The sequence below is a fragment of the Streptomyces sp. NPDC042100 genome (assembly GCF_055582325.1).
On the sequence record NZ_JBVJDK010000003.1, the window covers coordinates 563,145 to 589,738 of the forward strand.

The 26,594-nt window shown below is 71.3% G+C and carries 23 protein-coding genes and 1 pseudogene; 13 read left to right on the forward strand and 11 right to left on the reverse strand.

All coding sequences use genetic code 11. The features are described 5' to 3' along the window. Positions 1-11: 11 nt before the first annotated feature. Positions 12-1,301 carry an MFS transporter gene (locus tag ACZ6J5_RS09885; RefSeq protein WP_469389576.1) on the reverse strand — a complete coding sequence of 430 codons (1,290 nt, stop codon included), beginning with the start codon at positions 1,299-1,301 and terminating at the stop codon, positions 12-14. Positions 1,302-1,636: 335 nt separating this feature from the next. On the opposite strand from ACZ6J5_RS09885, the gene ACZ6J5_RS09890 reads away from it, so the two are divergent. Both ACZ6J5_RS09890 and ACZ6J5_RS09895 read left to right on the forward strand, forming a co-directional pair. Continuing rightward, the gene (locus ACZ6J5_RS09890) at positions 1,637-2,617 is read left to right on the forward strand and encodes an ArsR/SmtB family transcription factor (RefSeq protein WP_469389578.1); all 981 of its coding nucleotides are present in this window, start codon (positions 1,637-1,639) and stop codon (positions 2,615-2,617) included. A gap of 144 nt (positions 2,618-2,761) precedes the next feature. Further along, positions 2,762-3,148 carry a hypothetical protein gene (locus ACZ6J5_RS09895; protein WP_469389579.1) on the forward strand — a complete coding sequence of 129 codons (387 nt, stop codon included), beginning with the start codon at positions 2,762-2,764 and terminating at the stop codon, positions 3,146-3,148. A 52-nt stretch (positions 3,149-3,200) separates the two neighbouring features. On the opposite strand, the gene ACZ6J5_RS09900 is transcribed toward ACZ6J5_RS09895, so the two are convergent. Beyond that, entirely contained in the window at positions 3,201-4,736 is a 1,536-nt protein-coding gene (locus ACZ6J5_RS09900; protein ID WP_469389646.1) for a pyridoxal phosphate-dependent decarboxylase family protein, read from the reverse strand. A 204-nt stretch (positions 4,737-4,940) separates the two neighbouring features. On the opposite strand from ACZ6J5_RS09900, the gene ACZ6J5_RS09905 reads away from it, so the two are divergent. After that, positions 4,941-5,465 (forward strand): Lrp/AsnC family transcriptional regulator, encoded by a 525-nt coding sequence (locus ACZ6J5_RS09905; protein ID WP_469389581.1) that lies wholly within the window; start codon positions 4,941-4,943, stop codon positions 5,463-5,465. 58 nt (positions 5,466-5,523) lie between these two features. Here ACZ6J5_RS09905 and ACZ6J5_RS09910 read toward each other — a convergent pair whose 3' ends face one another. Next, the gene (locus ACZ6J5_RS09910; protein ID WP_469389583.1) at positions 5,524-6,357 is read right to left on the reverse strand and encodes an ABC transporter ATP-binding protein; all 834 of its coding nucleotides are present in this window, start codon (positions 6,355-6,357) and stop codon (positions 5,524-5,526) included. Between the two features lie 1,088 nt (positions 6,358-7,445). Between ACZ6J5_RS09910 and ACZ6J5_RS09915 the strand changes: the two genes are divergently transcribed. Together ACZ6J5_RS09915 and ACZ6J5_RS09920 are read left to right on the forward strand one after the other, a co-directional pair. After that, positions 7,446-8,636: a hypothetical protein gene (locus ACZ6J5_RS09915; RefSeq protein WP_469389585.1), complete on the forward strand. Its 1,191-nt coding sequence runs from the start codon at positions 7,446-7,448 to the stop codon at positions 8,634-8,636. A gap of 640 nt (positions 8,637-9,276) precedes the next feature. Then, complete coding sequence (locus tag ACZ6J5_RS09920) at positions 9,277-10,263, forward strand: deaminase domain-containing protein (RefSeq protein WP_469389586.1); 987 nt, start codon at positions 9,277-9,279, stop codon at positions 10,261-10,263. A gap of 388 nt (positions 10,264-10,651) precedes the next feature. Here the strand turns inward: ACZ6J5_RS09920 and ACZ6J5_RS09925 are convergent, their stop codons facing one another. After that, positions 10,652-11,377: a FadR/GntR family transcriptional regulator gene (locus ACZ6J5_RS09925; RefSeq protein ID WP_469389588.1), complete on the reverse strand. Its 726-nt coding sequence runs from the start codon at positions 11,375-11,377 to the stop codon at positions 10,652-10,654. Positions 11,378-11,464: 87 nt separating this feature from the next. Here ACZ6J5_RS09925 and ACZ6J5_RS09930 point away from each other — a divergent pair, with 87 nt between their 5' ends. From ACZ6J5_RS09930 to ACZ6J5_RS09950, 5 genes are all read left to right on the forward strand, one after another. Continuing rightward, positions 11,465-12,691 carry an MFS transporter gene (locus ACZ6J5_RS09930; RefSeq protein WP_469389590.1) on the forward strand — a complete coding sequence of 409 codons (1,227 nt, stop codon included), beginning with the start codon at positions 11,465-11,467 and terminating at the stop codon, positions 12,689-12,691. Between the two features lie 366 nt (positions 12,692-13,057). Next, positions 13,058-14,929: a translational GTPase TypA gene (gene typA / locus ACZ6J5_RS09935; RefSeq protein ID WP_469389591.1), complete on the forward strand. Its 1,872-nt coding sequence runs from the start codon at positions 13,058-13,060 to the stop codon at positions 14,927-14,929. Positions 14,930-15,901: 972 nt separating this feature from the next. Then, positions 15,902-16,357, forward strand: a complete 456-nt coding sequence (locus tag ACZ6J5_RS09940; RefSeq protein ID WP_469389593.1) for a spore-associated protein A — start codon at positions 15,902-15,904, stop codon at positions 16,355-16,357. A gap of 285 nt (positions 16,358-16,642) precedes the next feature. Then, a complete protein-coding gene (locus ACZ6J5_RS09945) occupies positions 16,643-17,371 on the forward strand; it encodes a transposase (protein WP_469389648.1) in 729 nt (242 codons plus the stop codon). A gap of 22 nt (positions 17,372-17,393) precedes the next feature. Continuing rightward, entirely contained in the window at positions 17,394-17,609 is a 216-nt protein-coding gene (locus ACZ6J5_RS09950) for a hypothetical protein (protein WP_469389650.1), read from the forward strand. A 9-nt stretch (positions 17,610-17,618) separates the two neighbouring features. On the opposite strand, the gene ACZ6J5_RS09955 is transcribed toward ACZ6J5_RS09950, so the two are convergent. The 4 genes from ACZ6J5_RS09955 to ACZ6J5_RS09970 form a co-directional block, all read right to left on the reverse strand. Further along, a complete protein-coding gene (locus tag ACZ6J5_RS09955) occupies positions 17,619-17,945 on the reverse strand; it encodes a hypothetical protein (RefSeq protein ID WP_469389595.1) in 327 nt (108 codons plus the stop codon). A 105-nt stretch (positions 17,946-18,050) separates the two neighbouring features. Beyond that, positions 18,051-18,329 carry a hypothetical protein gene (locus tag ACZ6J5_RS09960; protein WP_469389596.1) on the reverse strand — a complete coding sequence of 93 codons (279 nt, stop codon included), beginning with the start codon at positions 18,327-18,329 and terminating at the stop codon, positions 18,051-18,053. Between the two features lie 276 nt (positions 18,330-18,605). After that, the gene (locus ACZ6J5_RS09965) at positions 18,606-18,959 is read right to left on the reverse strand and encodes a VOC family protein (protein ID WP_469389598.1); all 354 of its coding nucleotides are present in this window, start codon (positions 18,957-18,959) and stop codon (positions 18,606-18,608) included. A 98-nt stretch (positions 18,960-19,057) separates the two neighbouring features. Then, complete coding sequence (locus ACZ6J5_RS09970; RefSeq protein WP_469389600.1) at positions 19,058-19,414, reverse strand: RidA family protein; 357 nt, start codon at positions 19,412-19,414, stop codon at positions 19,058-19,060. Positions 19,415-19,681: 267 nt separating this feature from the next. Between ACZ6J5_RS09970 and ACZ6J5_RS09975 the strand changes: the two genes are divergently transcribed. Next, positions 19,682-19,873 (forward strand): hypothetical protein, encoded by a 192-nt coding sequence (locus ACZ6J5_RS09975; RefSeq protein ID WP_469389602.1) that lies wholly within the window; start codon positions 19,682-19,684, stop codon positions 19,871-19,873. A 515-nt stretch (positions 19,874-20,388) separates the two neighbouring features. Next, complete coding sequence (locus ACZ6J5_RS09980) at positions 20,389-20,880, forward strand: hypothetical protein (RefSeq protein ID WP_469389604.1); 492 nt, start codon at positions 20,389-20,391, stop codon at positions 20,878-20,880. A 237-nt stretch (positions 20,881-21,117) separates the two neighbouring features. On the opposite strand, the gene ACZ6J5_RS09985 is transcribed toward ACZ6J5_RS09980, so the two are convergent. After that, positions 21,118-21,420 (reverse strand): hypothetical protein, encoded by a 303-nt coding sequence (locus ACZ6J5_RS09985; RefSeq protein WP_469389606.1) that lies wholly within the window; start codon positions 21,418-21,420, stop codon positions 21,118-21,120. A 338-nt stretch (positions 21,421-21,758) separates the two neighbouring features. On the opposite strand from ACZ6J5_RS09985, the gene ACZ6J5_RS09990 reads away from it, so the two are divergent. Continuing rightward, the gene (locus ACZ6J5_RS09990; RefSeq protein ID WP_469389608.1) at positions 21,759-22,835 is read left to right on the forward strand and encodes a hypothetical protein; all 1,077 of its coding nucleotides are present in this window, start codon (positions 21,759-21,761) and stop codon (positions 22,833-22,835) included. A 359-nt stretch (positions 22,836-23,194) separates the two neighbouring features. Here the strand turns inward: ACZ6J5_RS09990 and ACZ6J5_RS09995 are convergent. After that, positions 23,195-25,259, reverse strand: a pseudogene (locus ACZ6J5_RS09995) (helicase associated domain-containing protein); the annotation flags it as partial. Positions 25,260-25,623: 364 nt separating this feature from the next. Next, entirely contained in the window at positions 25,624-25,758 is a 135-nt protein-coding gene (locus tag ACZ6J5_RS10000; RefSeq protein ID WP_469389610.1) for a hypothetical protein, read from the reverse strand. Positions 25,759-26,594: the final 836 nt, after the last annotated feature.

Here is a 26,594-nt window from a genome sequence, read left to right on the forward strand (position 1 = left end):
GATCTGTGGCCTTACTTGACGCTGCGGATGAACTGGACGGCGAGCGCGCCGAGCACGCAGGCGATGCCGCCGAAGAGGAAGAGGGCCCCGTAGTTGCCGGTCCCGCCGCCGATGGCGAGGAACGCCGGGGCGACGATCGGGACGAGGGACTGGGGCAGCGCGTTGCCGATGTTGAGGACGCCCATGTCCTTGGCGGCCTCGTCGGGGTTGGGGAGCACCGCCGCCGCGAGCGCCACGTCCACCGACAGGTACAGGCCCTGGCCGAGTCCGAAGATCATGATGGCGGTGAGGAAGACCGGGAAGGAGTACGCCGTCGCGATCAGGGTCAGGCCGACGGCGATGAGCAGCGAGGCGCCGAGGACGTACGGCTTGCGCCGTCCCGAGCGGTCCGAGAGCTGCCCGCCGAGGAGCGAGCCGACGACGACCGTGCCGACCATCGCGATGGTGCCGACGAACTGCTTGCTCGCCACCTCGCCGCCCTGGTAGCCGAGCCGGTCCATCAGGAAGAACGTCTGGTACGAGGTGACGCAGGCGATGCCGACGAAGACCAGGAAGCGGCCCGCGAAGTTCCAGGCGAAGTCGGGGTGCTTGCGGGGGTTGACCCAGAAGCTGCGGAGGAACTCGGCGAGGGAGTACGGGGCGAACGCGCCGGGCCGGGCCGGCCGGTCCTTCATCACCGCGCACAGGGTGACCACGCCCGCGAGGCCGAGCAGTCCGGGGATGACGAACGCGAGCGCGAGGTTGGCGCTGAACGCGTTCGCCAGGCCGCTGCCCGCGATCATCGACAGCGAGGTCATCATGCCGACGGTGCCGGAGACGCGGGCCCGCTGGCCCTCGGGCACGAAGTCGGGGATGCCCGCGGTGACGCCGGTCATCGCGGCGTTGCCGCCGACCTGGGCGAGGGCCCAGCCGAGCATCAGCATCGGCACGCTGCCGCCGAACGCCACGACCAGGAGTCCGGTGAGGGCGACCAGCATGCCGCCGATCAGCCAGGGCCTGCGGCGGCCGAACCGGGACGTGGTGCGGTCGGACAGGCCGCCGACCACCGGGTTCGTGATCATCGCGAGGATCGCGCCGAGCGAGAGGACCTGGCCGAGGGCGGCGCCCCGGCCCGCCTCGGGCACGATCTGGGCCACGCGCAGGGCGAGCGTCACCATGACCGGTGTGAGCAGGGTGATCATGACGCCGAACTGGGCGAAGGCGAGGCCGAAGACCAGCTTCCCGGACGCGGGTTCCTGGGGTTCGGGCGGGGTGGGCGCCGGGGCTCGGTGATACGGCGGGGCGTCGTGGATGGCGGCCATGGCGGCTCTCCAGAGGGCGGGGGCGGCTCCGTTGCCGACCCGGTGCGGCCACCGTAAGGGCGAAAAGCGAGTGGGTACTAGGTTTTTGTGCGCGGTCGGGCCGACCTGCCCGAAGAGGTGACTTTGGGCTCGGACGCGAGGGACCGCATGGCGCGAGGAAAGAGACGAAAGCCCTCTGGATCCAGGGCCCGCCGTGTCCGGCGCCGTACAGCCGATTCCGTAGAGCCGGGTTCACCCTGGTGCCGTGGTGCCCGCGCTGGCCGAGAAAGCCCTTGTCCGAGAAGTTCCGCGTGACGAAGGATCTTCCTGGGGCACCGATGGCCAACGGGGGAGCCATGCTGCGCATCCACTTCACCGCAGAGGACCTGGCGGCCGTGCGTATCGCCCGCAGTCCGGACCCGCTGTGGGAGATCGTGTGCAGCCTGTGCCGACTGCAGGCACGCGAGGGCGCCATCGCCTTCGACCCATGGCGGCGGACCGTCGGCGGAGTGCTCCGGCGTAGTGCGACGGCCAGGGGAGCGGCATCGGCGTTGCGCAGTCTCGTGCCACGTGCCGCCTACTTCCCGGACTTCCTCACCCCGCCCGTCGTGGGCGGCCCCGCCGACCTGAAGACCGGCGTCGACCGAGTCCTCGCGACTCCACGGCGGCGTCTGCGCCACGAGTTGGCCCTGCTGTCGGCAAGCGGTGGACGCCCCCGAACAGGCGCGCAGCTGGCACGGGGAGACGTCTCCGCGCTGAACGCGCTGGGTGCGCACCTCCGCACCTACTACGCGGAGTTCATCGAGCCGTTGTGGGGCCCGATCAGCGCGGCCACCGCCGCCGACCTGGCCGTGCGCACCCGTGCGGTCGTGGACGGCGGCACCCAGGCGCTGCTGGGCAGCCTGCGACCGACGATGATGTGGGAACCTCCCGTCCTGATCGCCGACTATCCGGTCGAACGCGATCTCCACCTGCAGGGCCGGGGGCTGCTCCTGGTTCCGTCGTACTTCTGCTGGCGACGCCCCATCACCCTGGCCGACGACGATCTTCAGCCGGTGCTCATCTATCCGGTCGACAGAACCCATACGCCGGACGCGTCCCTGCCCTCGCTGCCACGCCTGCTCGGATCGACCCGTGCGCGGCTTCTCCACGAGGCCGCCTCCCTCGCCTGCGCCACCACCTCCGAACTCGCCGACGCGACGGGGGTGTCCTTGCCGAGCGTCAGCCAGCAACTGGCCGTGCTGCGCGACAGCGGGCTCGTCGTCTCCCGGCGGGACGGCAAACGGGTCATCCACACCACGACTCCCCTGGGGCATCGCCTGCTCGGCCGGTCCTGACGCCGCCGGCGTTCGGGCCCGCGCGGACCGGGGAGCCGGCCGACGTTTCGGCCGGAGCCAAAACCAGGCGCGTTCCGTCCCCGGAGTGCCGCATCGTTGCCCGGGACGCATGACGAAGCGTCAGTCGAGCAGAAGGGAACCCCCATGCAGCAGTTCAAGCGTTCCGCGGTCGCGGCTCTCGGCGCCGCGCTCCTCGGTGCCGCCGGCCTGGCGGCCACCGCCGTGCCGGCCCATGCCGCCCAGGAGGGCGAGGGTCCGGCCGCGAGCGTCCAGACCGTCACGCTGACCTTCGACTACACCTCGTGGTCCCACTGGTCCAAGGACGCCTCCGACGCGTCCCACGCGGGCACCTTGTACGCGGGGTCGAACTACGTCTACTGCTACGCGATGGGCGGGACGGTCACGGACAAGGGCCGTACCAGCGCCACGTGGTTCCTGACCGACGACGACAGCGGGAACAGGAACGTCTGGGTGAGCAAGGTCTTCCTCGCCCGCGACCAGGTGAACGTACCCGTGCCCAAGTGCGCCTGACGCACCGCGTCACCAGTCGCCCGAGCGGCCGTACGTCCCGGCCTCCGGGGGTTCACCGGCTGCTCGGGAGGCGGGCGGCGGACCGGTGTTCCGTGTCCTGGTGCGTTGTGGTTCCGGTGTGGTGCTGCGGGCTGGGGAGGATGGGGCGGGGCAGGGGGTCCGCCGTGTGGTCGGACGGCGGTGCGCCCGCCCCGTCCGTGGGGGCGGCGTGGTGTGCGAGTTCGGTGGTTATGAGGTCGAGCGCTTCGGTGATCCGGTCGTGATGGGTGCGGTGGGAGACGACGCAGAGCCGCAGGGTGAAGCGGTCGTCCACGACGGTGCTGGAGAGCAGCACGCGCTGATGCGCGTTGATCCTTTCCAGGAGGGTCCGGCTGGCGAGGTCGGCGCGCTGGGCGGCGGCGGGGCTGTCGTTGTCCGGGCGGACGCGGAAGGTCACGCAGGTGAGGTCCGGGGTGCGCGGTACGTCCAGGCCGGGCAGCGCGGACAGCGCGCCGTGCACGTGGTGCGACAGGTCGAGCTTCTCGTCGAGCGCCTCCCGGAAGGCGTCCACCCCGTGCAGATGCAGCGGGAGCCAGACGCGCAGGCCGCGGACCTCGTGGGTGAGCTCGGGTCCCAGGTGCGCCGGGTCGGGGACGCCGGGTACCGGCAGGGTGTCCTGGAGGTAGTTGCCGCTTCCGGAGTGCGCCGCGTGCAGCGCGGAGCGGTCCCGTACGACCAGGGCGCCGGTGCCGAAGGGCATGAAGAGGCTCTTGTGCGGGTCCAGGGTGATGGAGTCGGCGCGTTCCATGCCCGCCAGCCGCCGCCGTCCGCGCTCGGTGAGCCGGAAGAAGCCTCCGTAGGCGGCGTCGACGTGCAGCCACAGGTTCTCGCGCCGGGCGAGGCCGGCCAGCGGGGGGAGCGGGTCGACCGTTCCGGTGTCGGTGGTGCCGGCGGTGGCCACGAGGAGGAAGGGGCGCAGTCCGGCTTCCCGGTCGGCCTCGATCATCGCGGCGGCGGCGAGCGGATCCATGCGCAGGTCGTCCGTGCACGGCACGAGGCGTATGTGAGCCTCCTTGATGCCGGCCAGCCGGGCCGCTTTGGAGACGGAGTGGTGGGCGAAGGCGGTGGTGTAGACGGTTCCCGCACCGATGTCCTCGCCGAGCCGGTCGTACCGGGCGGCGACCACCGCCGTGAACGTGGCCATGGAGCCGCCGCTGGTCAGGAGCCCGCCGCTGCCTTCCGGCAGGCCGCACACCTCGGTCGCCATCCAGCGCAGCACGCTCTCCTCCATCGCGGCGAAGCCGGGGGCCATCGCGGCCAGGCCGCCGTAGCGGTTGGCGGCGCGGGTGTAGAGGTCGGCGAGCGCGGCGGTGTAGAGGCCGCCGCCCGGAATGTAGGCGAGGAGGCCCGGGCCCGCGGTCTCCACCGCGCAGTCCGCGGCCTCGTCCAGCCGGTCGAGCAGGGGCTTCAGCTCTTCTCCCCGCGCGGGTGGCGGCGCCAGGAAGGACGCGACGCGGTCGGCCGGGGTCTGCGGAGCCGAAGGGCGCTCCGGCAGCGCCTCGATGCGTTTGATGACGCGGTCGAGGACGAGTCCTCCCGTCACGGCCATTTCGGTGCGGTTCGGTTCCAGCGGCAAGCGGTGCATGAGCGGTCCAGGGAGAAGGGTGCGAGGGCTGCTGTGCGTCCCGTGGCCGTCGGCCGGGACGCGAGGGCCAATATGCACCGAAACGGGACGCATAGGATGAGGCAATAGCGGTATATGGCCCGCTTTGATGCAGGATTCTGCGCCAGAACGAGCCATAAGGTGTCATTTATGCCGAAGCCCATGTACGACCTCATCGACCGCTTGATCCTGGACCACCTCCAAGAGCACGGGAGGACCTCCAACGTCGAGCTCGCCGACGCCGTCCGGCTGTCGCCGACGTCCTGCCTGCGGCGCACCAAGGCCCTGGAACGGGACGGCGTCATCGCGGGCTACCGCGCCGACCTGGACCGCGAGCGGCTCGGACTCGGCCTGACCATCCTCCTGATGCTCAAGACCGAGCACTCGCGGACCACCTCCGACGTGGTCGAGAACGCGCTCAAGGAGATCCCCCACGTCGTCGCCTGTCATGTGACCTCGGGCGACGCGGACTTCTTCGTGGAACTCGCGGTGCCCGACCTGCACACTTTCGAGAGGGTCCTGAAGGACCGGATCCTGGCCATCGGCCCGGTGCGCGAGGCGCGCAGCACCATCTCCATCCGCACCGTCATCGACCGAGGCCCGCTCCCGCTGGACGCCTGGACCACTCCCCGGAGGGCCACCACGAGGAGCGGCGGCCGCGCGGGCGCCCGATGACGGGCGGCCGCGCGGCGCCGGGGCCGCACGGGTCGCGCCGTCCTGGAAGGGCCCGCTCTCAGGCGGCGCTGTCGTCCCGCCGCGCGGGGGCGCCCGAGCGGGCCAGCCATCGGCCCTCGTGCCGTGTCACCTCGATGGGGCGGCCGAAGCACGCCGTCATGCGCTCTCGGGTGAGGACGTCTTCCACGGCTCCTTGAGCGAGGACGCGTCCTTCCCGCAGCAGCAGGGCGTGGGTGATGGCGGGGGAGAGCTCCTCAAGGTGGTGGGTGACGGTCACCGTCGCCAGTTCCGTCCTGGAAGCGACCAGATGACGCATGGTGTCGATGAGGTCCTCCCGTGAGGGCAGGTCGAGCGCGTTGAAGGGCTCGTCCAGCAGCAACAGGCCCGGATTCGCCATGAGGGCACGGGCGATGAGGACGCGGGCGCGCTGCCCGCCCGAGCAGACACCGTACGGCCGGTCGGCGAGCTCCTTGATCCGCAGCTCGGTCAGCAGCTCGTGGGCGTGCTCCCGAACGCTGGCGTCGTACGTGTTCCACAGCGGCTGGACCGTCCCGCTGTGGCCGGTCAGCACGGCGGTGTGGCCGGTCAGTTCCGGGGGAACCCGCTGCGAGGTGGAGACGTGGCCGATCCGGGCCCGCAGGTCGCGCACGTCCACCCGGCCGAGCCGGTGGCCCAGGACGTCGACCGTGCCGGTGGTGGGGAACGCGGTGGCGCCGACGATCCGCAGCATGCTGGTCTTGCCCGCGCCGTTGGGACCGAGGAGGGCCCAGTGCTCGCCCGCGCGGACCGTCCAGTGAATGTCGTCGAGAATGACCTGGCCCGTGGTGTGGCGGGTCATGCCGACGCCGTCGAGGGCGGCGACGACGCGCCCGTGTCCGATGCTCGCGTTCATGCCGTGGCCCGTCTCCTCCGTCTGGAAAGGTGTCACCTCGCGTGGCAGGGAGGGTAGCTGTAGAAGACATGGACCTGTTGCGGATGACTGCATCGTGGACAGGCGCCGCCGTGGCCCTGCGAAGTCGCGAGGGCCACGGGTTTTGTGTGCTGGACACTCGTTGATCCGGCTGTGGTCCTGGCAGCGATGGTGTGTGGCTTTGTCAGACGGGGGGCCGGGCTTGGGGTGTGGAGGTTGCAGCGTCGCCGTCGCCGTCGGCGTGTGGGGCCGGATGCGCCGGTGGCGGCAGGTGCTGACTGGGATCGCGGACGGCGACCTCGCCATGGGCTCCCGCACCCCGGTGGCCGGCCTCCCGGCCTGGGTCACGCCCGAGACCGTCTGCGGCGGCTTAGCGACCGGCACTCCCGAGGCCGGCGGCCCGCTCACCGCGTACGAGCGGGAGGCCGCCCGGCGGGCCGGCGTGCCCGCCACCCCGTGCCGCGCTCTTCACCCACGCCCTGACCGAGGAAGGCCTGGGCCTGCTGTGGGAGCTGCTGGACGGCGGCCGATACGAGGCGGCGCTGCCCGAGGAGACGGCGCTGCTCACCATCGTCTGGCTGGTTCGGGCCGGGGACGTCGAGGCGGCCGCGTCGCTGGTCGCCGAACTCCGGCCGTACGCGGACGGCCTCCGCTTCCTGTCCCGCCCCGCCGGCCGCCGGGCCGCTGCGCCCGGCTCGGTGCACCGCCGTACCGTCGGCGAGGCTGGCGCAGGCCTGAGCGCCCGCCGGCCGAAACCGGCCGTCGAGGCAGGCGCTCGCCGTCTGGGGCTCCTTCGACGACGGACTCCTCGCGTGCTGGCTGCGCCACCCCCTCGGCCCGCCGGACGCCGAGGGGGTGGCGCCCGTATGCGTTCCGCGCTCGTGGGGCCGGCCGGCTGGTCCGGCGCTGCCGTGCTGCTCTCCCGGTGCGAGGGACTGGCGGCCGCTCGTCCCCTGTGTGGCAGGCGCCGGGTCCCGAAGTCGAACAGCGGGATTCTGCGTGGTGCTGTGGAGGGCAGGGCGGTGGGGCGGCCCGTGCCGCCCCGGCTCGCCGTGCTGGTGCGTCACGCTGTGACGTCGGTGGTGGCCAAGCGCGGCCTTCCGGGCTCCGCCGGGCACGGCGTGCTGCGCCGGATGCAGGCCCGCCAGGCCGCCGCGCCGTCGCACGGCCGGATCGCCGCGCTCGTCGTACGCCGCCTCGCGGACCTGGACCAGCGGACCCGATCGGCCGACGTCGGCGCATTGGTGGTGCCGGTGACCGCTGCCGGGGCCGCTGCGACGGGTCTGCCGGCCGGCACGGCCGTTCCCGCGCGATTGTGCCGGACCGTCGGCTCGGCGCTGAACGCCCCGCTGGAGACCCTGGTCGCACGCGGTCTCGTGCGGTCGGCGGTGGTTCTCGCCGCCCTTGTTCCGCGGACGGTGGCGGAGGCCGTGGCCCGCCGGTTGGCCGGCCTCGCGCTCCGCGCCCTCGCGGCGGGCACGTACCGCGCCTTCCGCAACCGGTTCACCGACCCCGCGCTCGGCACCCTTGTGGCGGGTGCGTACCGCGCCTTCCGCGACCGGCGCTCCCTGCTCTTCCTCGGCCTCCAGCGTCAGATACGTGTCGAGGAGTTCCCCTGGGTGCGGGCGGTCGCCGGGCACGGCACGGTCGCCGGACGCGGTCGGCCGGGCCCGGTCGGCGCCGTGCTGCGTGAGCTCGCGGGGCTCGCGCTCGATGCGTTCCCGGGCGCCCTGCTGTCGCTCGTCGGCATCGTCGTGGTCGCCGGGTCGGCCCCCGCCGCCGTCCTCGCCACCCAGGACGGTGACGTGACGGTCTACGCGATCTGCCTTCCGATCGATGAGACGGACGCCGACAAGGCGGGCATCGCCGACCACGTGGCCGTCGTCACCGTCGACCAGAAAGTCAGGGAAGAGCCCGGCGACGTCAACGTCGAGGTCTTCTCGAAGGTCCGCGTCGAGGAGACGCTGAAGGGCGCCCTGCCCTCGGGCACGACCGTCGACCAGGTCGTCTTCCGGGCACCCGGCGGCGGCTTCCAGGCCACCGACCCGCACACGGCACCCCTGACCGCCGGACACCGGTACGTGATCGGCGTCGATGACTCGGGCAGCCCGGAGAGCGCGCGGCTGCGGGAGGTGTCCTTCTCCGCGCCGGCCGACGGCGCCCAGCTCGACAGGGAACGGGCCCGCTGGAGGGACGCCGTCGCCCACCAGAGGCCGGAGCGGATCGACCCGGCTTGCAACGACGTCGTCCGCACGCCGTAGGGGAGAGCAGGGTGGCGAATCCTGCCGCGCGCCTTTGGCCGTGGTGGTGGGTGTGGTGTGCGGGTGGTGGTGGATGTTGTTTCGTCTGTTGTTGTGTGTGGCTGGTGGGCGGAAGGCCGTGGTGGTGTGCCAGGGCCGCCGAGGCCGCCTGCCGGCCCTGGTGCGCTTCCGTGCGTCTTGCCCCGGTGGTGGCTGGTGTGCGGCTGGTGGTTTTGGGTGGTGTGTTCGGACGGGACGGTATGGCCGGGGGTGGCTCTGGCCGGCCGTTTGCTGGGGTGGAGTGTTGGCGGGTACTGGATGCTGTGGCCTGTGGCCTGTGGCCTGTGGCCTGTGGCCTGTGGCCTGTGGTCGTTGTCGGCTCGGTGCTGGGTGCGTGGGATCTGGTTCTGGCGGCCGGTGGCTGTCGTGCCGCAGGGGGTGTTCTCGGGTGGTGTTGTGCGGTGGTGTTGTGCGGGTGGTGGTGTCGGGGGCTGGTCCAGTGTGGCGGGGGGCGGGGCGGGGTTGTTGCGGAGGGTCTGGTTTTTCGCTTCCTGTCCGCCCTTTGTACGCTCCCGTCACGCCCCCATGGCCTGGATTGCCGCTCTGGCCGGAGGGGAAGGCGGCCCGTACATCCTGTGACGGAGTGGGGGGAGCTCAGCCCATGACGACCGCCGCATTCACGAACAAGGCGACCCTGGCGTACTCGATCACCTTCATCGGGTATCCCGACCTCGACGGAGAGTTCCAGAGCGTTTCGCACCAGGCGCTGCGCGGAGACAGCTACTACAAGGACATACCCGAGCCTGCCGAGTGGACGGGTGCGCTCAAGGGCCATCAGCATGGCAAGGATGCCGAACGCCAGGTGGTGAACCTGCTGGCCGACAAGATCTACCGTCATCTCGGGTGTGCGAGCACGGCCGACTACAAGGACCGTGTCGGGGCTGTCCGCAAGGGCACCGTGGACCTGTACTCGGACATGGGTCCGTGCCACTCCTGCCGCAAGGTGATCAAGGACTTCCGCACGGACTTCCCGGCCCTGGCCTTCCAGGTCCGTTACCGCAACGCTGTGCGCGGCGGCGGCTCCGGGGCGCTCCTGGAGGCGGGCGGGGGTCTGTACGGGGCGTACGGCATCGGCGACGCGGCGCAGGGCGCGGACGAACTGTGGGTCAAGGTCTACCCGGGCACCCCGGTCGCCGCGGCCACCGCCGGTTTCGTGGTGAAGTTCGCCGGGGGGAAGTCCGGCAAGCGGTACACGGGCGGTGCGACGGGCATCGACCGGCAGCCGCACACCTCGTACCTCTATCCGGCGCCGGGCGGCGGATCCGCCCTCCTCGACGAGGTGACGGCCGCCCTCGACGGGATCGCCCTGAACCTCAGCTGGCAGATGGTCCCCGAGGCGCTGATGCGCGCGCAGTCCTTTCGCCAGTGGCTGCAGGGTGTCGAGAGCGGCAGCGTGCACCTCGACTGCGAACGCGGACCGGTGCGGGAGGGCAGGACCGCTGTGGCCGCGTTCATCAAGGACTTCCCGAAGGTGGCCGTCGAGATCGTCTACCCGGGCCCGGCGGCCCAAGCGGACGGATGCGGCTATGCCGACGCCGGATCCCAGGGCGACGGCACCTGGCTGAAGACGTTCCCTCCGGCCTCGTAACCCTCCCGGCACCACTGCCCCGGACTTCCCCCGCGCGGCGCGGGTGTCTGGGGCGGTCGGGGCGGCCGGCCGTGACGGTCGTCAGCCGGGTTCGGGTGGAGGCTGGGCGGGCCTGAACGTGCTGGGCCGCTGCCTTTGTGTGCGGCGCGACCGGTCCGGGGAGGGCCTTGGCCCCGGGTCGTTCTGGGGCCACGCGGGTGTGGGGCTCGCGAGCATCCGGCTCGCCCTCGGCGTACCGGCCGCTGGCGTGGTGTGGTGTGGGCGGCTGCGGGCGGTGTCGGGGCGGGTTTGGGGTGTGGCTGTTCCGTGGCCTGGTGGCCTGGTGGCCGGGCGGGGGCGGGCTGTCCGTGCGTGTCACCGTGCCCCGGGGGCGGGCTGTCCGCGTGTGTCATCGTGCCGGGGGCGGGCTGTCCACATGCGTCACGGTGTGTGTGGGGGTTTGGGTGGTGTGCCAGCGGGTGGTGTTGTCGATGTTGACGGTGGCGCTGGCGGCGGCCCGTTCGGGGTCGCCCCTGCGGAGTTCTTCGAGGAGTTCTTCGTGGCCTTGGGGGGCCGCGCCGTCGAATCCGGGGTCCGACCAGTGGGTGGCCATTGAGCGGCGCAGGGCCGGGCCGAGGGCCGCGTAGAGGTCGCTGAGCAGGGTGTTGCCGGTGGCGGTGGCGATGGACTGGTGGAAGGTGTAGTCGGCTTCGATCCAGGCGTTCTGGTCTCGGCGCTGCCAGGCGTCGATGCGCCGCGCCAGCAGCTCTTCGAGTGCGGGGAATCGGTCTGGGTTGATGCGGCGGGCGGCCAGGCGGGCGGCCTGCGCGTCGAGTGCCTGGCGCACTTCGAGGACGTCGCCCAGTTCGCTGTCGAGGCGCTGGAGGGCGCCGGAGAGTTCGCTGGTGGCCCGCACGTAGGTGCCGTCGCCCTGCCGGACCTGGAGCAGGCCGGCGTGGGCGAGCGCGCGGACCGCTTCGCGCAGGGTGCCTCGGGCGACTCCCAGTTGCTCGATCAGTGCGGGTTCGGGCGGGATGCGCGTACCGACGGGCCACCTTCCGGAGGTGATCTCGGTACGCAACGCGGTGATGATGTCGTCGACCAGTGCCGTGCGGCGTGCTGAGGCGAGGTTCATGCGGCTTTCCTCCGTATCGGGGTGCTCATGAGCAGCATATCCATCCAACGATTGGACGTAAAAGGTCAGACGTCTTATGTTTGATGCATGACCACAACACGTACGAACCAGACAAACCGGTCTCCCACTCTCGACACCCGTACCCGTACCCGTACCCGTACGGCCTGGCTGGTCGGCGTCGGTATCGTGCTGATCGCGCTGAATCTCCGCCTGAGTGTGAGCAGCGCCTCGGCGCTCCTGGAGCAGCTCCGGGAGCAGATCGGCTTCGGCCCCCTGGTGGCCTCGCTGGTCCCCACGCTGCCGACCCTGTGCTTCGCGGTCATGGGTGGCTGCGGCAGCCTGATGGCCAGGCGCGTGGGCACCGAGCGGGCTGTTCTGCTGGCCCTTCTCGCGCTCTGTGCGGGTCTGGCCGTGCGCGCGGTGCCCAGCACCGCGGCACTGCTGGCGGGAACCCTGCTCGGTTCGGCGGGTCTCGCCCTGTGCAACGTCCTGCTGCCGGCCGTCGTCCGTACGCACTTCTCCGACCGTGTCGCCCTGATGACCGGGCTGTACACGACGGCGATGGCGCTCGGCTCGGCGGTGGCGGCGGCCGCCGCGGTGCCGACTGCCGACCTGGTCGGCAGCCCGTCGCTCGGTCTGGCCGTGTGGGCGCTGCCCGCCCTGGTCGCCTTCGTGATGTGGACGGCGAGCAGGAGCAGCTGGAAGAAGGCGACGCCGCAGGCGGCCGAGGAGCACGTATCGGCCTGGAGTATGGGGCGGACCCGGTTCGGGCTGCTGGTCACGGCGTTCTTCGCGCTGCAGTCGCTGAGCAGCTACGCGGTGATCGGCTGGCTGCCCAGCATGCTCTCCGACCAGGGGCTGGACGCGGGGCAGGCGGGCACGATGCTCGGTCTGACGCTGGCCGTGGGAATTCCCTCGACGTTCGCGCTGATGCCGCTGACCCGGAGTTCGGGAAAGCTGCGGGTGGCGTTCGTGATCGTGGGTGTCTCCCTGCTGGCGGGGTTCAGCGGGCTGCTGCTCGCACCGCTCGCCGCTCCCGCTCTCTGGGCGGTCCTGACCGGCCTGGGGCTCGGGGCGTTCCCGCTGGTCCTGGCGATCATCGGGATGAGCGGCCGCAGCGCGCAGCAGACGACGGCGCTGTCCACCTTCGCGCAGAGCGCGGGGTACCTGATCGCGTCGGCCGGGCCCTTCGGGGTCGGACTGATGCGGTCGGCCACCGGTGGCTGGAGCGTCCCGCTGACGGTGCTGATCGCCCTCGCGGTCCTGCAGCTGCTGGTCGGCCTGGCGCTGACCACGTCCAAGGCCAATGCCTGAGCCGGCCGGCAGGGCCACCCCCGTGGGGCGGGCGAACCTCCGGCCCGGCGTCGCGACGCCGGGCCGGGAGTTTCACCGCGCACCGGGCACCGCACCAGGAGCGAGGGCCGAAGGCCCTCGCCTCCGGGAGCCCGCCGTACGCGACCGCGCCCGCGCCCGCATCCGCGCCCGCGCATCGCACCTTGCGAAACCACCCCTCGGGGGCCCTCCGCTCCCGCCGCGCACGGGACACCGCACCACGAGCGTGCTCCCGCCCCCGGGGGCCGTGTCCCACGGGAGGCGGATTCCCCGTGCGCGCCGCCGCCGTCCCCCGACGGCGGCCCCCGGACCCCCGTAACCGTTCTCGCACCTGAGAGAGGCAGAGAAATGTCCACGCGCCACGACATCCGTAACGTCGCGATCGTCGCCCACGTCGACCATGGCAAGACGACCATCGTCGACGCCATGCTCAAGCAGGCGGGCGCCTTCGCCGCGCACGCCGCCGGGAGCTTGGCCGAGCGGGTGATGGACTCGAACGACCTGGAGCGTGAGAAGGGCATCACGATCCTCGCCAAGAACACGGCGGTGAGGTATCACCCCAAGGGCGGCGGGGCCCCGGTCACGATCAACATCATCGACACCCCCGGTCACGCCGACTTCGGTGGCGAGGTCGAGCGCGGTCTGTCGATGGTGGACGCGGTCGTCCTCCTCGTGGACGCCTCGGAGGGTCCGCTCCCGCAGACCCGCTTCGTGCTGCGCAAGGCCCTCCAGCGGCGCCTGCCCGTCATCCTGTGCGTCAACAAGACGGACCGCCCGGACTCCCGGATCGACGAGGTCGTCAACGAGACCTACGACCTCTTCCTCGACCTGGACGCGGACGAGGAGCAGATCGAGTTCCCGATCGTCTACGCCTGCGGCCGTGACGGCGTCGCCTCGCTGACCAAGCCGGAGAACGGCACGGTCCCCGCGGACAGCGACAGCCTGGAGCCGTTCTTCTCCACCATCCTGGAGCACGTCCCGGCCCCGTCGTACGACGAGGGGGCCCCCCTCCAGGCGCACGTCACCAACCTGGACGCCGACAACTTCCTCGGCCGCATCGCGCTCCTGCGCGTCGAGCAGGGCGAGCTGCGCAAGGGCCAGAGCGTCACGTTGCTCAGGCGCGACGGAACCCGGGCCGGTGTCCGGGTGGGCGAGCTGATGATGACGGAGGGGCTCACCCGCAGGCGGGCGGCGATGGCGGGTCCCGGTGACATCTGCGCGGTCGCGGGCATCCCGGGCATCATGATCGGCGAGACCCTGGCCGACCCGTGCCACCCGGTGGCTCTGCCGCTGATCACGGTGGACGAGCCCGCCATCTCCATGACCATCGGCACCAACACCTCGCCGATGGCCGGCCGCGGCGGTTCCGGCAGGGGTGCGGGGGCGTTGTCGGTGACCAAGGACCGCAAGGTCACCGCCCGTCAGATCAAGGACCGTCTGGACCGCGAGCTGGTCGGCAACGTCTCCCTGCGGCTGCTGGACACCGAGCGCCCGGACGCCTGGGAGGTGCAGGGCCGCGGTGAGCTGGCGCTGGCCGTCCTGGTCGAGCAGATGCGCCGCGAGGGCTTCGAACTGACGGTGGGCAAGCCCCAGGTCGTCACCAAGCTGGTCGACGGCAAGGTGTACGAGCCGGTCGAGCGCCTCACGGTCGACGTGCCCGAGGAGCACATGGGCGCCGTCACGCAGCTCATGGGCGTCCGCAAGGGCCGCATGGACGACATGTCGAACTACGGCTCCGGCTGGGTCCGCATGGAGTTCGTCGTCCCGTCCCGCGGCCTCATCGGCTTCCGTACGGAGTTCCTCACCAACACCCGCGGCACCGGCATCGCCCACGCGGTCCAGGAAGGCCACGAGCCCTGGTTCGGGGAACTGACCACGCGCAGGAGCGGTTCCCTGATCGCGGACCGGGCGGGCGCGGTCACCCTGTACGCGATGCTCGGCGTCCAGGAGCGCGGTGTGCTCTTCACCGGTCCGGGCACCGAGGTGTACGCGGGCATGATCATCGGCGAGAACTCGCGCGCCGACGACCTGGTCGTGAACATCACCAGGGAGAAGAAACTCACCAACATGCGGGCCGCCGCCGCCGACACCACCGAACACGTGGTCCCGGTGCGCAAGCTGTCCCTGGAGCAGTCCCTGGAGTTCTGCCGCGACGACGAGTGCGTCGAGGTGACCCCGGAGGCCGTGCGCATCCGCAAGGCCGTCCTGAACCAGAAGTAGCCCCGGTGCACCGGACACCTCCGCGCGGGGCCGGCCCCGCGCAACGGGGGACAGCCGTGTCCGGTCGCGGCCGGGGAGCGGGGCGCCGCCCCGCTCCCCGGCCCCGCTCCCCAAGGCCGCCCGAGGCACATACGGGTAAGCGAACACCGGAGCCACCGGAGCCACCGGAGCCACCGGAGCCACCGGAGCCCGCACACGGGCGGCGTACCTGAAGGACACGCGGGGCCACAAAGGCGGCCGGGGCGCCATCCACGCCCCGGACCGCACCGGGGCACCGGCGGGCGCCGTCACCCTCTCCGTCGGCCAGGCACTCACCCTCGCCGAGCGCCGGCGCGCCGTACGGCTGCGCACGCTGTGCGGCGCCGCGGCCGAACTCACCGCGCTGCTGAAGGGCTTCGAGGACGGCCTCGACTGACCCAGGGGAGCCACCTCCGGCCTTCGCCGGTGGGGGTGAACATCCGGGAGCTCTGCTCACCGAAGCGTCCTTCGGGGCTACGGCGCGGCGGCAAGGAGTCCTCCGAGACGGTCGTCCCCCCCGCCCCGCCCCGACCCGCGCGTTCCCCACACCGTGCGGGTCCCCGGGGCGAGGCGCACGTGCTCGACGAACTGCTATGGGCCAACGCCTCGGCGGTGCGCCGCCTGGAACACGTCCGCGCGCGGCCGGCCCCGTTCACGGGCTGGCGGTCTTCGTAAGGGCCGATACCGAGAGCCTCGCGGCGCCCCGTACGGCCGCCTGCTGGCCACCGTACGGGGAGCCCCTGCGCTTCCCTCGGCCACACGGTGGCCCCGGCCGCCCTCGCCGCCGCCAGGCGGCGGATGCCGGGCGGGTGGGTGACACCTGCCGGAATAGGACTCACCGCTGCACGATTCCGGTCATTCCCGGGTGCGGGCGGACGGTCTGCCTTGTGGCCGGAGCGGGGGCGTGAGGGAATGCCGCGACGTTGTCGCCCTCCCTGACGAGGAGTTGTGAACGTGCCCCGATTACGCGCAGCACAGCACGGAACGAGCAACGTGATCCGGCGGGCGGTGACGGCTGCGGCCGCCGCCGCCCTCGCCCTGACCGGGGCGGTCGTCGGCGCGGCCGCCCCCGCACAGGCCGCCGCACCGGTCTGCGACGGGGTCAAGGTCGACACCCTGGACTTCGCGACCGGCTACACCTACCTCTACTACAACTCCGCCACGGGCCAGAACTGTGCGTACACCGTGCCCAAGAGCGGATCCGGCACCCCCCAGCTGCTCGCCGTGGGGCTGTTCCGGGCCAGTGACAACCAAGGGGTCTGGGACAGCCGTTCCGACTACAAGTACTACGCCGGTCCCGTCCGGCTGGACGCCCGCGGCACCTGCGTGCTGTTCAACGGGCAGGTCGGTTCCACGGCCGCCACCTCGGGCTGGGGACACTGCGGCACGCTGACGGCGGGTGCCCGCTGAGCCCGGTGCGGCGGCGCGCCGCTGCGCCGGCCGGGGCACCCGCATGGCCTTCATGTCGGAGGCCTTCGGAGTCCGAGTCAGCCGAAACACCCTGCTGAGGCGGATCACCTCGCTGCCGGATCCGCCTACCGCCACGCCCCGCGTGCTCGGCGCCGACGAATACGCTCAGCGAAAGGGCCGGATCTACGGAACCGTCCTCGTCGACGTCGAGACACGCCGGCGGGTGCACTCCTGCCGGACCGGGAGGCGGACACCCTCGCGGCCTGGCTGTCCGAGCGACCCGGGATCGAGATCATTTGCCGGGACCGCGCCCTCTCCTACGCCGAGGGCGCCACCCGCGGCGCCCCTCAAGCCCTCCAGGTAGCCGACCGATGGCACCTCTGGCACAACCTCGGCGAAGCCGCCGAGAAGTGCGTCTACCGGCACCGCGCTTGCCTGCGGCCCGCACCTGAGTCACCGCAGGGGCCAGACCAAGCGCCGGAGCCGCCCACGGCCTCGCCGTGGCCAACAGGCCACCGGTTCGCCGAACGCACCCGCGCCAAGCACGCCACCGTCCACGCCCTGCTGGCCGCCGGTCACAGCAAGCGGTCCATCGCCCGGCAGCTCGGCATGGGGCTCAACACCGTTCTCCGATTCTCCCGCGCCACCGAGCCGGAGCGACTGTTCACCGGTCAGTGGCAAAGTCGTCCCACCAAGCTGGACGTGTACAAGCCCTGCCTTGACCAGCGATGGCAGGAGGGCTGCACCAACGCCTGGAAACTGTGGGAGGAGATCAAGGCACAGGGCTACCCGGACGGCTACGGCACGTCCGCGCCTACCTCAGCCGAAACCTACGCGGCAAGCCCCAGCCGGTCGGCCCCCGACCGCCATCCGCCCGCGCCGTCACCCGCTGGATCCTCACGCACCCCGACGCCCTGGCCGAGAGCGACCGGCTCCAGCTCAAGGCCGTGCTGGCGGGCTGTCCCGAACTCGACGCGCTCGCCGAGCACGTGCGCTCCTTCGCGCACATGCTGACCCAGGGCCACCGACTGCCAGCATGGATCGAAGCGGCAGCCGCCGCCGACCTGCCCAGCCTCCAGCGATTCGCCCGGCATTGGAGCGCGACCTCGACGCCGTCACTGCCGGACTCTCGCAGCCGTGGAACTCCGGGGTCGTCGAAGGCCATGTCAACCGGATCAAGATGCTCAAGCGCCAGATGTTCGGCCGAGCAGGCTTCGAACTCCTCCGCAAGCGCGTTCTGCTCTACTCCTGAGCTTGCCGTTCAGCCTTCGGCGTCCGGCGAAGGTGAGTTGTTTTCGGCGGCGAGGGTGACCTGGGCGGTCCATGACCAAGGTTCCTGGGGCGGCTCCCAGCTCACCTCCACCTCAGTGTCATGGAAGCCGCGCGCGAGTTCCGTCACCATCGCCGCCGCCGCAGCCCGCGCGTCTTGCGGGTCGGTGTTGATCGGGACGTCCAGCCCCCCCCCGCAGAGATTTCCGCTTTCGGTGAGGACGCTGGTGCGCCAGCCTTCCGCCGTCGCAAACAGGAAGATCCCCTTCGGAATGCCCCAGGCGGGCCGCTTCTTCTTCTCCTTCTTGCGTCTCACCATGCCGCCCATCCAGCATCGTCGCGTTCATGGTGACGAGTCTGGGTGGAGGATCAACCGCCAGCGGCACGGTTTGGTGCCGGGCCTTGCACGGCAAGCTGAGACCCTTCAGGACAGATCGCCGATGAGCCCGAAGCCCTCCGGGAACTCCTCCAGGAACTCACGGCGAGCGGGGCTTGTCTCGGCAGCAGCCATCGCCCCGAGCAGGGCGATCAGCTCCTGCTGCTGATCACTCGACAGCGTACTGACCACGTGGGCGACGCCCTCCATGACCTTGACCGCATCGTCCTGATCCATCTGCTCGTCTTCACTGCCCTCGATGAACCACAGGACATCGACCAAGGCCTCGGCCAAGGCACGAGTCAGGGACGAGTACGAAGACGTCACGACGGTCTCCCCGTAGATCAACGGCAAAGTCCGGACATCCCGCCACACACCACCGACATCACGATCCGTGAGCCTCCACGGAGAGTGGACCAGAACCCGTTTTCACCTACGTAGCCGGCGCACCCCAACCCCCTTGACCACCCGCCCCGACCTGCGCGTTCCCCACACCGCGCAGGTCGCTGGGGGCAATGTGAAGGCCCTGTTGAAAGGCACGCTGCAGGGCAAGTTGAAGAGAGAGTTGCAGGGCAAGCCGGCCCGCCTGCTGGGTCTGGGTTGTCAGAGGCAGAAGGGGTTGCCCTCGGGGTCTGTCATCACGGTCCATGCGTAGGAGGCGTCCGCACGGTCTTCGACGAGGCGTGCCCCGAGGGCGATGAGTCGGTCTATCTCGGCCTGTCGGTGGGTGGAGTCGCCGAGCCAGGTGAGGTCGAGGTGGATCCGGCCCGGGACTCGTTCTTCGGTCTCGACGGGAGCGAAGAGCAGGTCGGGACCCGGGTCCGGCAGGGGGACCCGTACGTACCCGCCGCCCGAGTCCGCCGGGGCCCCGGCAAGGGGAAGCGCGTCGGACCAGAACCGGGCCAGCGCGGCCGGGTCGAGGGCGTTCACCGTCATGGCGTGCAGCACGAGAGACATGACGCCAGTAGACCCGCGAATTGATCTTCCGAGCCAGGGCCAACGGTCCCGATGCGGCACGCCACCGGCGAGTCGCCGGTGGCCTTCGGGCGGCGTGTTCAGCCGCCGGCGCCACGATAGGCGACCCCGTCGATCATCAGGAGGCAGTCGTCGTCGATGAACTCGGTCGTCGCCGTCATCCGGGCCGGATAGCCGTCCTTCGGGAAGAGGCCGGCGAAGTGCAGCTCCATGGTGCGCAGGTCGCCGATGTTCCTGAGCCAGACATTCACCTTGACCAGGTCGTGGAGCGTCAGGCCGTACTCGCCGAGGGTTTCGCCGAGAAGGTTCAGCGCGTCGGCCATCTGCCCGTTGAAGTCCGCCCCGGAGCCGCGGTGAAGCCCGAGATGAACGAAGTCGCCTGCCGCTACGGCCAGCGAGTAGCTCCAGGGCGTCGGCGTTCGGGTAACTGCTGACATGACGTCATCTCCTAAGAGTGCTCCGGCATTGCAAAGCGTTGTACATCCTGCCATCCATCCGAACATTAGAACGAATTAGCGACATATCGGCCCATGGGTAGCTCCGCCCGGCCGCGAAGCCGGCCCACCGCGCACAGCCGGCATGGCCCTGCGCCGCCGCCCGCCAGGCCGTCCACGACATCCGCCCCCCAGCCCCCGCCGCCCACCGAACCACCCGCCGACCCGGCCACCGCCACCGGCCGCGCTCGTCGCCGAGCTCCTCGCCCGATGCTCTGCCCCCAGTGCACCGAGCGCGGTACCAACCGCACGACCCCCGGCATCGAGCAGTCCACCGCCGCGCGGGAGGCACTCCGCACGACGATCACTGCCGCCGCGCCCGACTCCGTCGCGATCCCCGACACCCCCGAAGCCCGCGCCCTGCTGGCTCCGGCGGCGCCTATGTCGTCTCAATCAGATTGAAGTGTGGGCCCGGATTCCGAGTCGCTGGCCTGCGGGCCTTCACTGACGGAGAAGCTGATCTTGATCGTTGATGGCAGCACTGTGCCACCTTCCAAGGCTCTGACCTGCGAAGCTTGAAAGTCTGAGACTCCCCTTCAATCTCATTCAGACGCTTCTGCGGGAGCGGCGAGTCGGGGGCGCAGGGGTTCGTATTGTGTGGTGACCTCCCCAGGTTTCGGTACCGCTCCCCACCGGCTCAGCGGGCCTGCGCGGGGCGATGGACGCTGTCCGGCGCTCCGTAGCCGAGGGGCGCCTGCGTCCGGGTGCCCCCCGGCCACGCCTCGTGGGGTGCGTACTGCAGGGCGGAGCTCGGTATCAGCCGCGCGCGGGCGTACCGTCTCCTCGACGTCGCGCGCTCACCGCGATCCACCCCGCGATGAGGGCCGGCATCGGAGCGTCTCGCACGCGAGACACCACCCCGGTCACCAGGCCCCCGGCCGTCTGCGGCCCGCAGCAGTCCCCCGCCGTTCTCGACTTTGAGGCGTGGCGGTTCGAGCGGGCCTTGGCCCTCGGTCTCATCCCGCGCCGCCGAGCTCCTCACCGAACGCTTCGGCGTCCCCGTCGACCCGGACGTCCTGCGCGAGCTCGCCCGCCTCGGCCTGATCCCCCGCACCGCCACCTACAAGAGCCACCCCTTCTACGACGGCCTGGCCATCGACCAGTTCACCGACCGGGCTGCGTTCGACAAGGCCCGCCACGACGGCCGGCTCCTCGACCACACCGCCGCCCGCCACCTCGGCATCCGCGACAGCGACCTCGCCCACCTCACCCGCGCCCGCTGGCTGCACCCCACCACCCACGTCCGCAGCCGCCACCAGCCCCGAAGCTGGGCCCCCTCGGTCGCGCTCTACCGCCTCGGCGACTCGACGTCCTCCTCGCCCACCCCGCCATCGACTGGGACGAGGTCCGTGCCACCCCGAAGGGACGCCCCTCCGCCCTCGCCCGCCTCACCGCCCATGGCTACGTAGGTGAGGAGCGAGAGCGATCATCGCCCAGTTCGGAGATCAGTTGACGATCACTGGTCCGGGGAATGTCGGTGGCTCGCGAGAGCGCCAGGGCACCGTTCTGGGAGCACGCCCCCGGCATCCGATAGACACCCCGGCAAACCCGAGAATGCGTTTCTCGCAAAAGGCCGGCACCCCCGCCGCCGAAGCGGGCGGTACGGGGTGCCGGCCTGGTACGTGCCGAAGTCGGGCGCGGGCTCGTCAGCGGGCGTGGTCGCGGGCGTCCAGGTAGGCGGCGATCCGCCCGGCGTCGTTGCGCATGAGGCCCGCGAGCTGCGAGCCCGCCCACAGCGCGAACGTCAGCACGACCTCGCGGGCGTCCTGGAGCTCGTGGCCGTTGCGAAGGTAGAGCAGGAACGGGGCGCCGACCCGGGCCAGGCGCCCCTCCCCGGCGGTCCCCGAAGGCCGGGCGGTGGCCTCCTCGGCGACGACCGAGAGAATCTCGATCGCCGTAGGGCCGCTTCCCCGACCTGATCGACACCGTCCGCGAAGTCCACGTCCCACCGGCCTGGCCGAGCGCGGACGCCTTCGTACGCGAGATGGCCCCGGCCTCGGTCGCGCCCGCTTCCCGCGGTTGTCGTGCGGACGAAGAGGCGACATTTCACTGGGCCGACGTGGGCCGACGCGGTGACCGCCTCCGGGAGCCGCCCGTCGCCTCGGCACGGGCTGCCGCGGCAGGCCGCGTACGGGTGCTGTCGAGGCGTTCCCCCACCGACGGCAGAAGAGGCCTCTCGGCCGTCTGCGCGCGGCCAGGTGTTTGGCCGTTTGTGGGCTGTTCCGCGGGCTGAGGCCCATGATCCGATCATGAACGACGGACAGTCGCCCCGTGGGAGGAATGAGTCTTGAGCACTGACCCCGTACTGCCTACCGACGGTCTCACCGACGCGAGCCGCGAGGAGTGGATACGCTCCGGTCAGTACAACGCCGCCGAACCGGGCGTGACCCGCTTCTCGTTCATCGAGCCCGCACCGGAGGTCGTCGGCGCGGAGCGCCTGTGCCAGCCGGCGAATGACCGCGCGGCGGTCGCCTGGGACCGCACGGGCGGTTCAAACGCCCTTAACGACTGGCGTACCGACGCCCAGCTGGTCGTCGACATCGAGCCCCTCGCGGGCACCGACAAGGTGAAGCTGACGGCCCGGGTCCGCGGCCTGGCCATCACGAAGGAGGACAACCACGGGATCTGGAAGCGCGCCGAATCGTACCGGGCGAGCGCCGAGCTGAAACTCCAGGCCCGGGACGTCAACGGCAGCTTCACCGTCGTCGTGCGCGAACAGACCAGGGGGGAGATCAAGGACGCCGGCGTGGCGCCGTCCGAGCCGTGCACCCTGACCTACACCCTGCCGCGGGTCCAGCTCATCGACCACGCCATCGACTTCTGGTACCACGTCGACGACGCCAGCGGGGTCTCGCGGGCCACCGTCTCCGGCCGCTGCGTCCTCAACGTCCCCCCGTCCATGGACACCTACCGGCCGGGCACCGTCCGAGACCCCGCGAGCGGCGAGCGGTCGGGGGACAGGACGGGCGCGAGCACCCCGATCCAGCACAAGCTGCACGGCTACGCGAAGCTCACCACGGCGGACGCCGGGAACGGCACGGACACCACCGTCACGGCTGACGTCCACATCAGCGTCACCGGCCTCCTCGGCACGCCGGAACTCCTCACGAAGGTCGATATCGACATCGTCAGCGCTCTGGAGCGCTACGACGCGCAGCGGGACGACTGGGTCACCGTCGCCTCCCGCAGCTCCCGCAAGACCAAGGGCATGACCAGCAGCTCCGTCGACGCCGACACCCTGACCGCCCGTGTCCCCACCGCGGACCTCAACCGCTACCGCTACCGCTGGTCGGGACAGGACACCTTCCAGGGAGGCTCCCGAGTCGAGGGGAAGATCGCACCGCTCTGGAACATGAAGGGCTGACCTGGTCCGTACCGCGTGCGCCCGCTCGCTGTAGCGTGCTGGCCGAGACCCATGGCGGGTCGTTCGCGGACATTGGGTCGATCGTCGCGGGTGACGGAGTAGAGGGCGCACTCCCCTACGCCGCCGCCCGCAGCGAGGAAGCGGGGCCGACGGAGTCCTCGAACGTGGCGCTGAGGAGTTTGGCCGGACGCCAGGGACAGCAGCAGATACGTGGCTTCGGTGTTGGCGCCGGGGCGCTGGGGCCGGCGCGTTGCGGTTGGGTTGGGGTGGCCAGTCCCAGGCGGAGGCCTGGAGGTTGAACTGCTGGAGGCGGCGTTCTCGACGAAGCGCACGCGCTCAACGAGGAGCCGGGCAACTTGTCATGCCCAGTCGACGCCGAGCTTCGTGAGGGCGGCGAGCTGGTCAGCGGTGAGCTTGTCCCGCCGGGACTTGGTGTTCGAGACCCACACGCCCAGCTTCACGACCACCGGCTCCGCCTCGCCCTCGACCGTGACCTCTTCGCCGTGGGCGCGCGGCACCGGCCGGTCCGCCCCTTCCCGCTCGACCCACTGCGCAAGGGCCGCCAGGCCCCGCTGGAACGCCTGCTGCGCCTTGCCCGGCCCTTCCCGCTCCACGAGCGCCCGCCGGGGCGGGAGGCAGCACCTGGGCGGGTTCCACGCCCAGCTTGGTCAGCCGCTCGCGCTGCTCAGGCATCAGCTGCGCCCAGGTGCCCGGTTCCTGCTGCCGCCAGCGCCAGGTGCCGATGTCGTCGCCGTCGAAGACGACGCCGGGCGCGATGTGGGGCAGCACTCCGTCGGCGTCGACGAGGTCGGCGAGGACCCGGTAGTGCCGCTGCCAGTTCAGCGGCCACGGGCAGTTCCAGTCCGGGTCGATCTCCGCCAGCTGCTCCGCGCGGTCCGCCGCCCGCTTCGGGTCCTTGCCGAGGCCGCCTTTCCGGCGGAGGTTGGCCATGTGCTGCCCGATGGGCACCATCTCCGCGCCTTCGCCCCACACCGCGTCCTGCCGGGGCGCGAGGTGTCCGGTGGCCCGCCGGTAGGCCCGCAGGGCGGCGAGCTTGGCCTCCCACGCCTCCTCACCGGGCTCCTAGACCATCCCGGCCTCTGGGGTGTCCAGCAGGGTCTTGCGCCGGTCCTCCAGCTCCCCGGCCCGCAGCGCCTTGCGCTGCTGGTGCACCCACCGCCCGAGGGGGAAGTCCTTAGTGACGCCGACCTCGACCTCGATGTCATATGGGACTGCGTGGACGCCGGTGATCTCGTTCTCCTTCCGCCACCGGATCAGGGCCTGGTAGCCCTCCAGCCATACGAGGGATTCCGGCCGGTACACCCGGGTCCGCAGGAAGGCCGTGATCGTGGCGGCGTCGCGCGGGCTGGAGAAGTGCAGCAGCGCGGACTCGGCAGCGGCGTCGGTGTCGTCCTGCTCCTGCTCTTGGTCCTCGCCGTCGCCCGCGCCGCCGGCGCCGACGATCCGCCCGTCCTCGTCCCGCCGCAGGTGGGTCTTGCGCTTGGCGCTCGTGAGCGCCCGGGAGGCGAGCTGCTCGACCAGGCGCTCGTCGTGGCTGCGCAGGCCCTGGAGCACGGCGACGAGCGGCTTGAAGCTGGCGGAGGCGACCATGTCCTCGGGGTCCTCGTTCGGCTCCAGGAAGACGGGCACGATGATCCGTGCGATCTTGGTGGAGCCGTCCTTGTTGAGGCGGAGGGCCCGGCCGATGTTCTGCACGATCTCGACCTGGGAGCCGCGGGTGTCGGCGAAGCACACCGCCTCGACGCCCCGCTCGCCGGTGATGTCCACGCCCTCGCCGAGGACGCGCACGCTGGCGAGGAAGGCGCGGTGGACCCGGCGGTTGTTCGCGTCGATGCCGTTGGCGAACTGGCGCAGGACCTCGCGCCGCTCGGCGACGAGGTGGTCGCCGCACAGCCACGCCGACCACACGCGGTCCGGCGGGACGTGGCGGCCGGCCTCCAGCTCGTAGAACTCGGCCTCGATCGACGACGCGGGCAGCTTCTCCGCAGCGGCCAGGTCGGCGTCGGAGGCGTCGGTCATGTACAGCTCGGCCGCCGTCTCGGGCAGCTTCTCCGCGAACGCGGCGGCCTCCTCGACCTTCTGGCGGAACGTCATGACCGTACGCAGGTTGTACGCCGCCGCGTGCTCCAGGAGCGCCGTCTGCAAGAGCGCCAGGCGCCGGCCGCGCCGCGCCTCCTCCGACTCCCCGAGAACCGGCGAAGGATCGCGGATCTCCAGCACGTCGATCTCAAAGCCCGCAAGGATTTCGCGCTCGATCGCCTCGCTCAGACCGAGCTCCGCGAGCCACCTGCCGTAGGTCCCGTCCGGGTCATCCGACATCGTCGCGAGCGCCACCTCCTGGCCGTCCGCGCCCTTCTGCGGCCGGGGCGCGGCGAGGATGCGCGGGGTCGCGGTCAGGTAGAGCACGCCCCGGCGCGCCCGTCCTGAACGCGCTCAGCGGCCCCAGCGCCCCGCAGGAGCGCCCACAAGGCCCCGCGACCTCCCTGGGGCCCCGACCCCGGCTCGGCGAAGGCTCCAGGGGCCGCCACGGGCCGTGACGGGTGCCGCGCGCGTTCGGCGTGCACACGTGCACGAGCACACGCGTGCACACGAGGCCAGTAACACGGGCGTGCCACTCCCGTGCCAGTACCACGCCCCCACCAGCACGAAGGCGCCCAACCCCCGGTGCACCGGGGGTGTGACCAGCCCGTGTTACCGAGCTCGACGCCGACGTCGTCCAGGCGCCCGCTCCACCAGGCCGTGAGGGCCGGCCCACCTCGACCCGCCCTCACGCGAGGAGTGTGCCCGTCTGATGCCGCGCGGCATCCAGCAACAGCTCGTGCTCCTCCTGGAGCACCACGGCGACGACGTCGGGATCGTGGCGGCCCTGCTGAACAGCCGCCCGCGGGCCATCCGCCGGCATGTCAGCGGATCCGCTCTCCTCCCCCCGAGCCGGGCCCTGTGGCGGCGGGTGTGGGAGAGGGTCCTCGACGTCGCGTGCCTGGTGCGGGTCGCCCAGGCCGCCGAGCACGCCGCCCCGGCGGAGGAAGCGCCGGCGACCCACACGGGACGGAGGGTAGGAGGCCGTCCGAGAGACGGCGTCGTTCGCCCCCGCGCACTCTCAGATGTGATTGCGGATTGCGTATAGGCCGGTATTCGGTTTCTGTATCGGCCTATGGATTCGAGCGCTGTACGGGGCTTTTGCTGGTTGGTCAGTTCGGGTTTGCGTGTGGCCTTCTGGCGGCCTTTCAGACCCCCTTATGCCCATGCGTTTTAGGCATTCCGCCCTCCTGTCCGAGGTGTCGGTTCCGGGCCGGACCCCCATCCCCGTAGCTGCGCTTTTGTTTTTCTGGTGTAGACCACTCGTCGGGCGGGTGTGGGCTCCTGTGTCACGCAGTGTGTCCGCTGCCCAAGGGGGTGAACCGGTGGACACGGGGCCTTTCCGAGTGCATACTGTGATCAGGTTCAGGGCTTGATGAGGAGCCGCCGGCCCCGCAGGGGCCAGAGGTGCCCCACCACCAAGACCACGGCCGCAACCCCACGGCAGGGCATCTGAACAGCAGAAATGCCCGCCGAAGGCGGGCATGACCCCCCGATCAGCCCCACCCCACGGCCCGCGCCCCCGGTCGGCCGGTCCGCCCCGCAGTCACCGAAGGTGACTGCCCTCCCGGGCTCACTCCGTCCGGCGCCGCGCAGCGGCGCGGTCCCCTTGGAGTGACGCAGTCACTCCGCGTTGTGTCTCCGCAGGAGACCGCGCGC

What these genes read in the sequence shown, in the direction of transcription:
- ACZ6J5_RS09885 (WP_469389576.1), bottom strand. Translation starts at nt 1,301, where the DNA reads ATGGCCGCCATCCACGACGCCCCGCCGTATCACCGAGCCCCGGCGCCC.
- ACZ6J5_RS09890 (WP_469389578.1), top strand. Translation starts at nt 1,637, where the DNA reads ATGCTGCGCATCCACTTCACCGCAGAGGACCTGGCGGCCGTGCGTATC.
- ACZ6J5_RS09895 (WP_469389579.1), top strand. Translation starts at nt 2,762, where the DNA reads ATGCAGCAGTTCAAGCGTTCCGCGGTCGCGGCTCTCGGCGCCGCGCTC.
- ACZ6J5_RS09900 (WP_469389646.1), bottom strand. Translation starts at nt 4,736, where the DNA reads ATGGCCGTGACGGGAGGACTCGTCCTCGACCGCGTCATCAAACGCATC.
- ACZ6J5_RS09905 (WP_469389581.1), top strand. Translation starts at nt 4,941, where the DNA reads ATGCCGAAGCCCATGTACGACCTCATCGACCGCTTGATCCTGGACCAC.
- ACZ6J5_RS09910 (WP_469389583.1), bottom strand. Translation starts at nt 6,357, where the DNA reads ATGAACGCGAGCATCGGACACGGGCGCGTCGTCGCCGCCCTCGACGGC.
- ACZ6J5_RS09920 (WP_469389586.1), top strand. Translation starts at nt 9,277, where the DNA reads ATGACGACCGCCGCATTCACGAACAAGGCGACCCTGGCGTACTCGATC.
- ACZ6J5_RS09925 (WP_469389588.1), bottom strand. Translation starts at nt 11,377, where the DNA reads ATGAACCTCGCCTCAGCACGCCGCACGGCACTGGTCGACGACATCATC.
- ACZ6J5_RS09930 (WP_469389590.1), top strand. Translation starts at nt 11,465, where the DNA reads ATGACCACAACACGTACGAACCAGACAAACCGGTCTCCCACTCTCGAC.
- typA (WP_469389591.1), top strand. Translation starts at nt 13,058, where the DNA reads ATGTCCACGCGCCACGACATCCGTAACGTCGCGATCGTCGCCCACGTC.
- ACZ6J5_RS09950 (WP_469389650.1), top strand. Translation starts at nt 17,394, where the DNA reads ATGGATCGAAGCGGCAGCCGCCGCCGACCTGCCCAGCCTCCAGCGATT.
- ACZ6J5_RS09955 (WP_469389595.1), bottom strand. Translation starts at nt 17,945, where the DNA reads ATGGTGAGACGCAAGAAGGAGAAGAAGAAGCGGCCCGCCTGGGGCATT.
- ACZ6J5_RS09965 (WP_469389598.1), bottom strand. Translation starts at nt 18,959, where the DNA reads ATGTCTCTCGTGCTGCACGCCATGACGGTGAACGCCCTCGACCCGGCC.
- ACZ6J5_RS09970 (WP_469389600.1), bottom strand. Translation starts at nt 19,414, where the DNA reads ATGTCAGCAGTTACCCGAACGCCGACGCCCTGGAGCTACTCGCTGGCC.
- ACZ6J5_RS09975 (WP_469389602.1), top strand. Translation starts at nt 19,682, where the DNA reads ATGCTCTGCCCCCAGTGCACCGAGCGCGGTACCAACCGCACGACCCCC.
- ACZ6J5_RS10000 (WP_469389610.1), bottom strand. Translation starts at nt 25,758, where the DNA reads ATGCCGGCGGATGGCCCGCGGGCGGCTGTTCAGCAGGGCCGCCACGAT.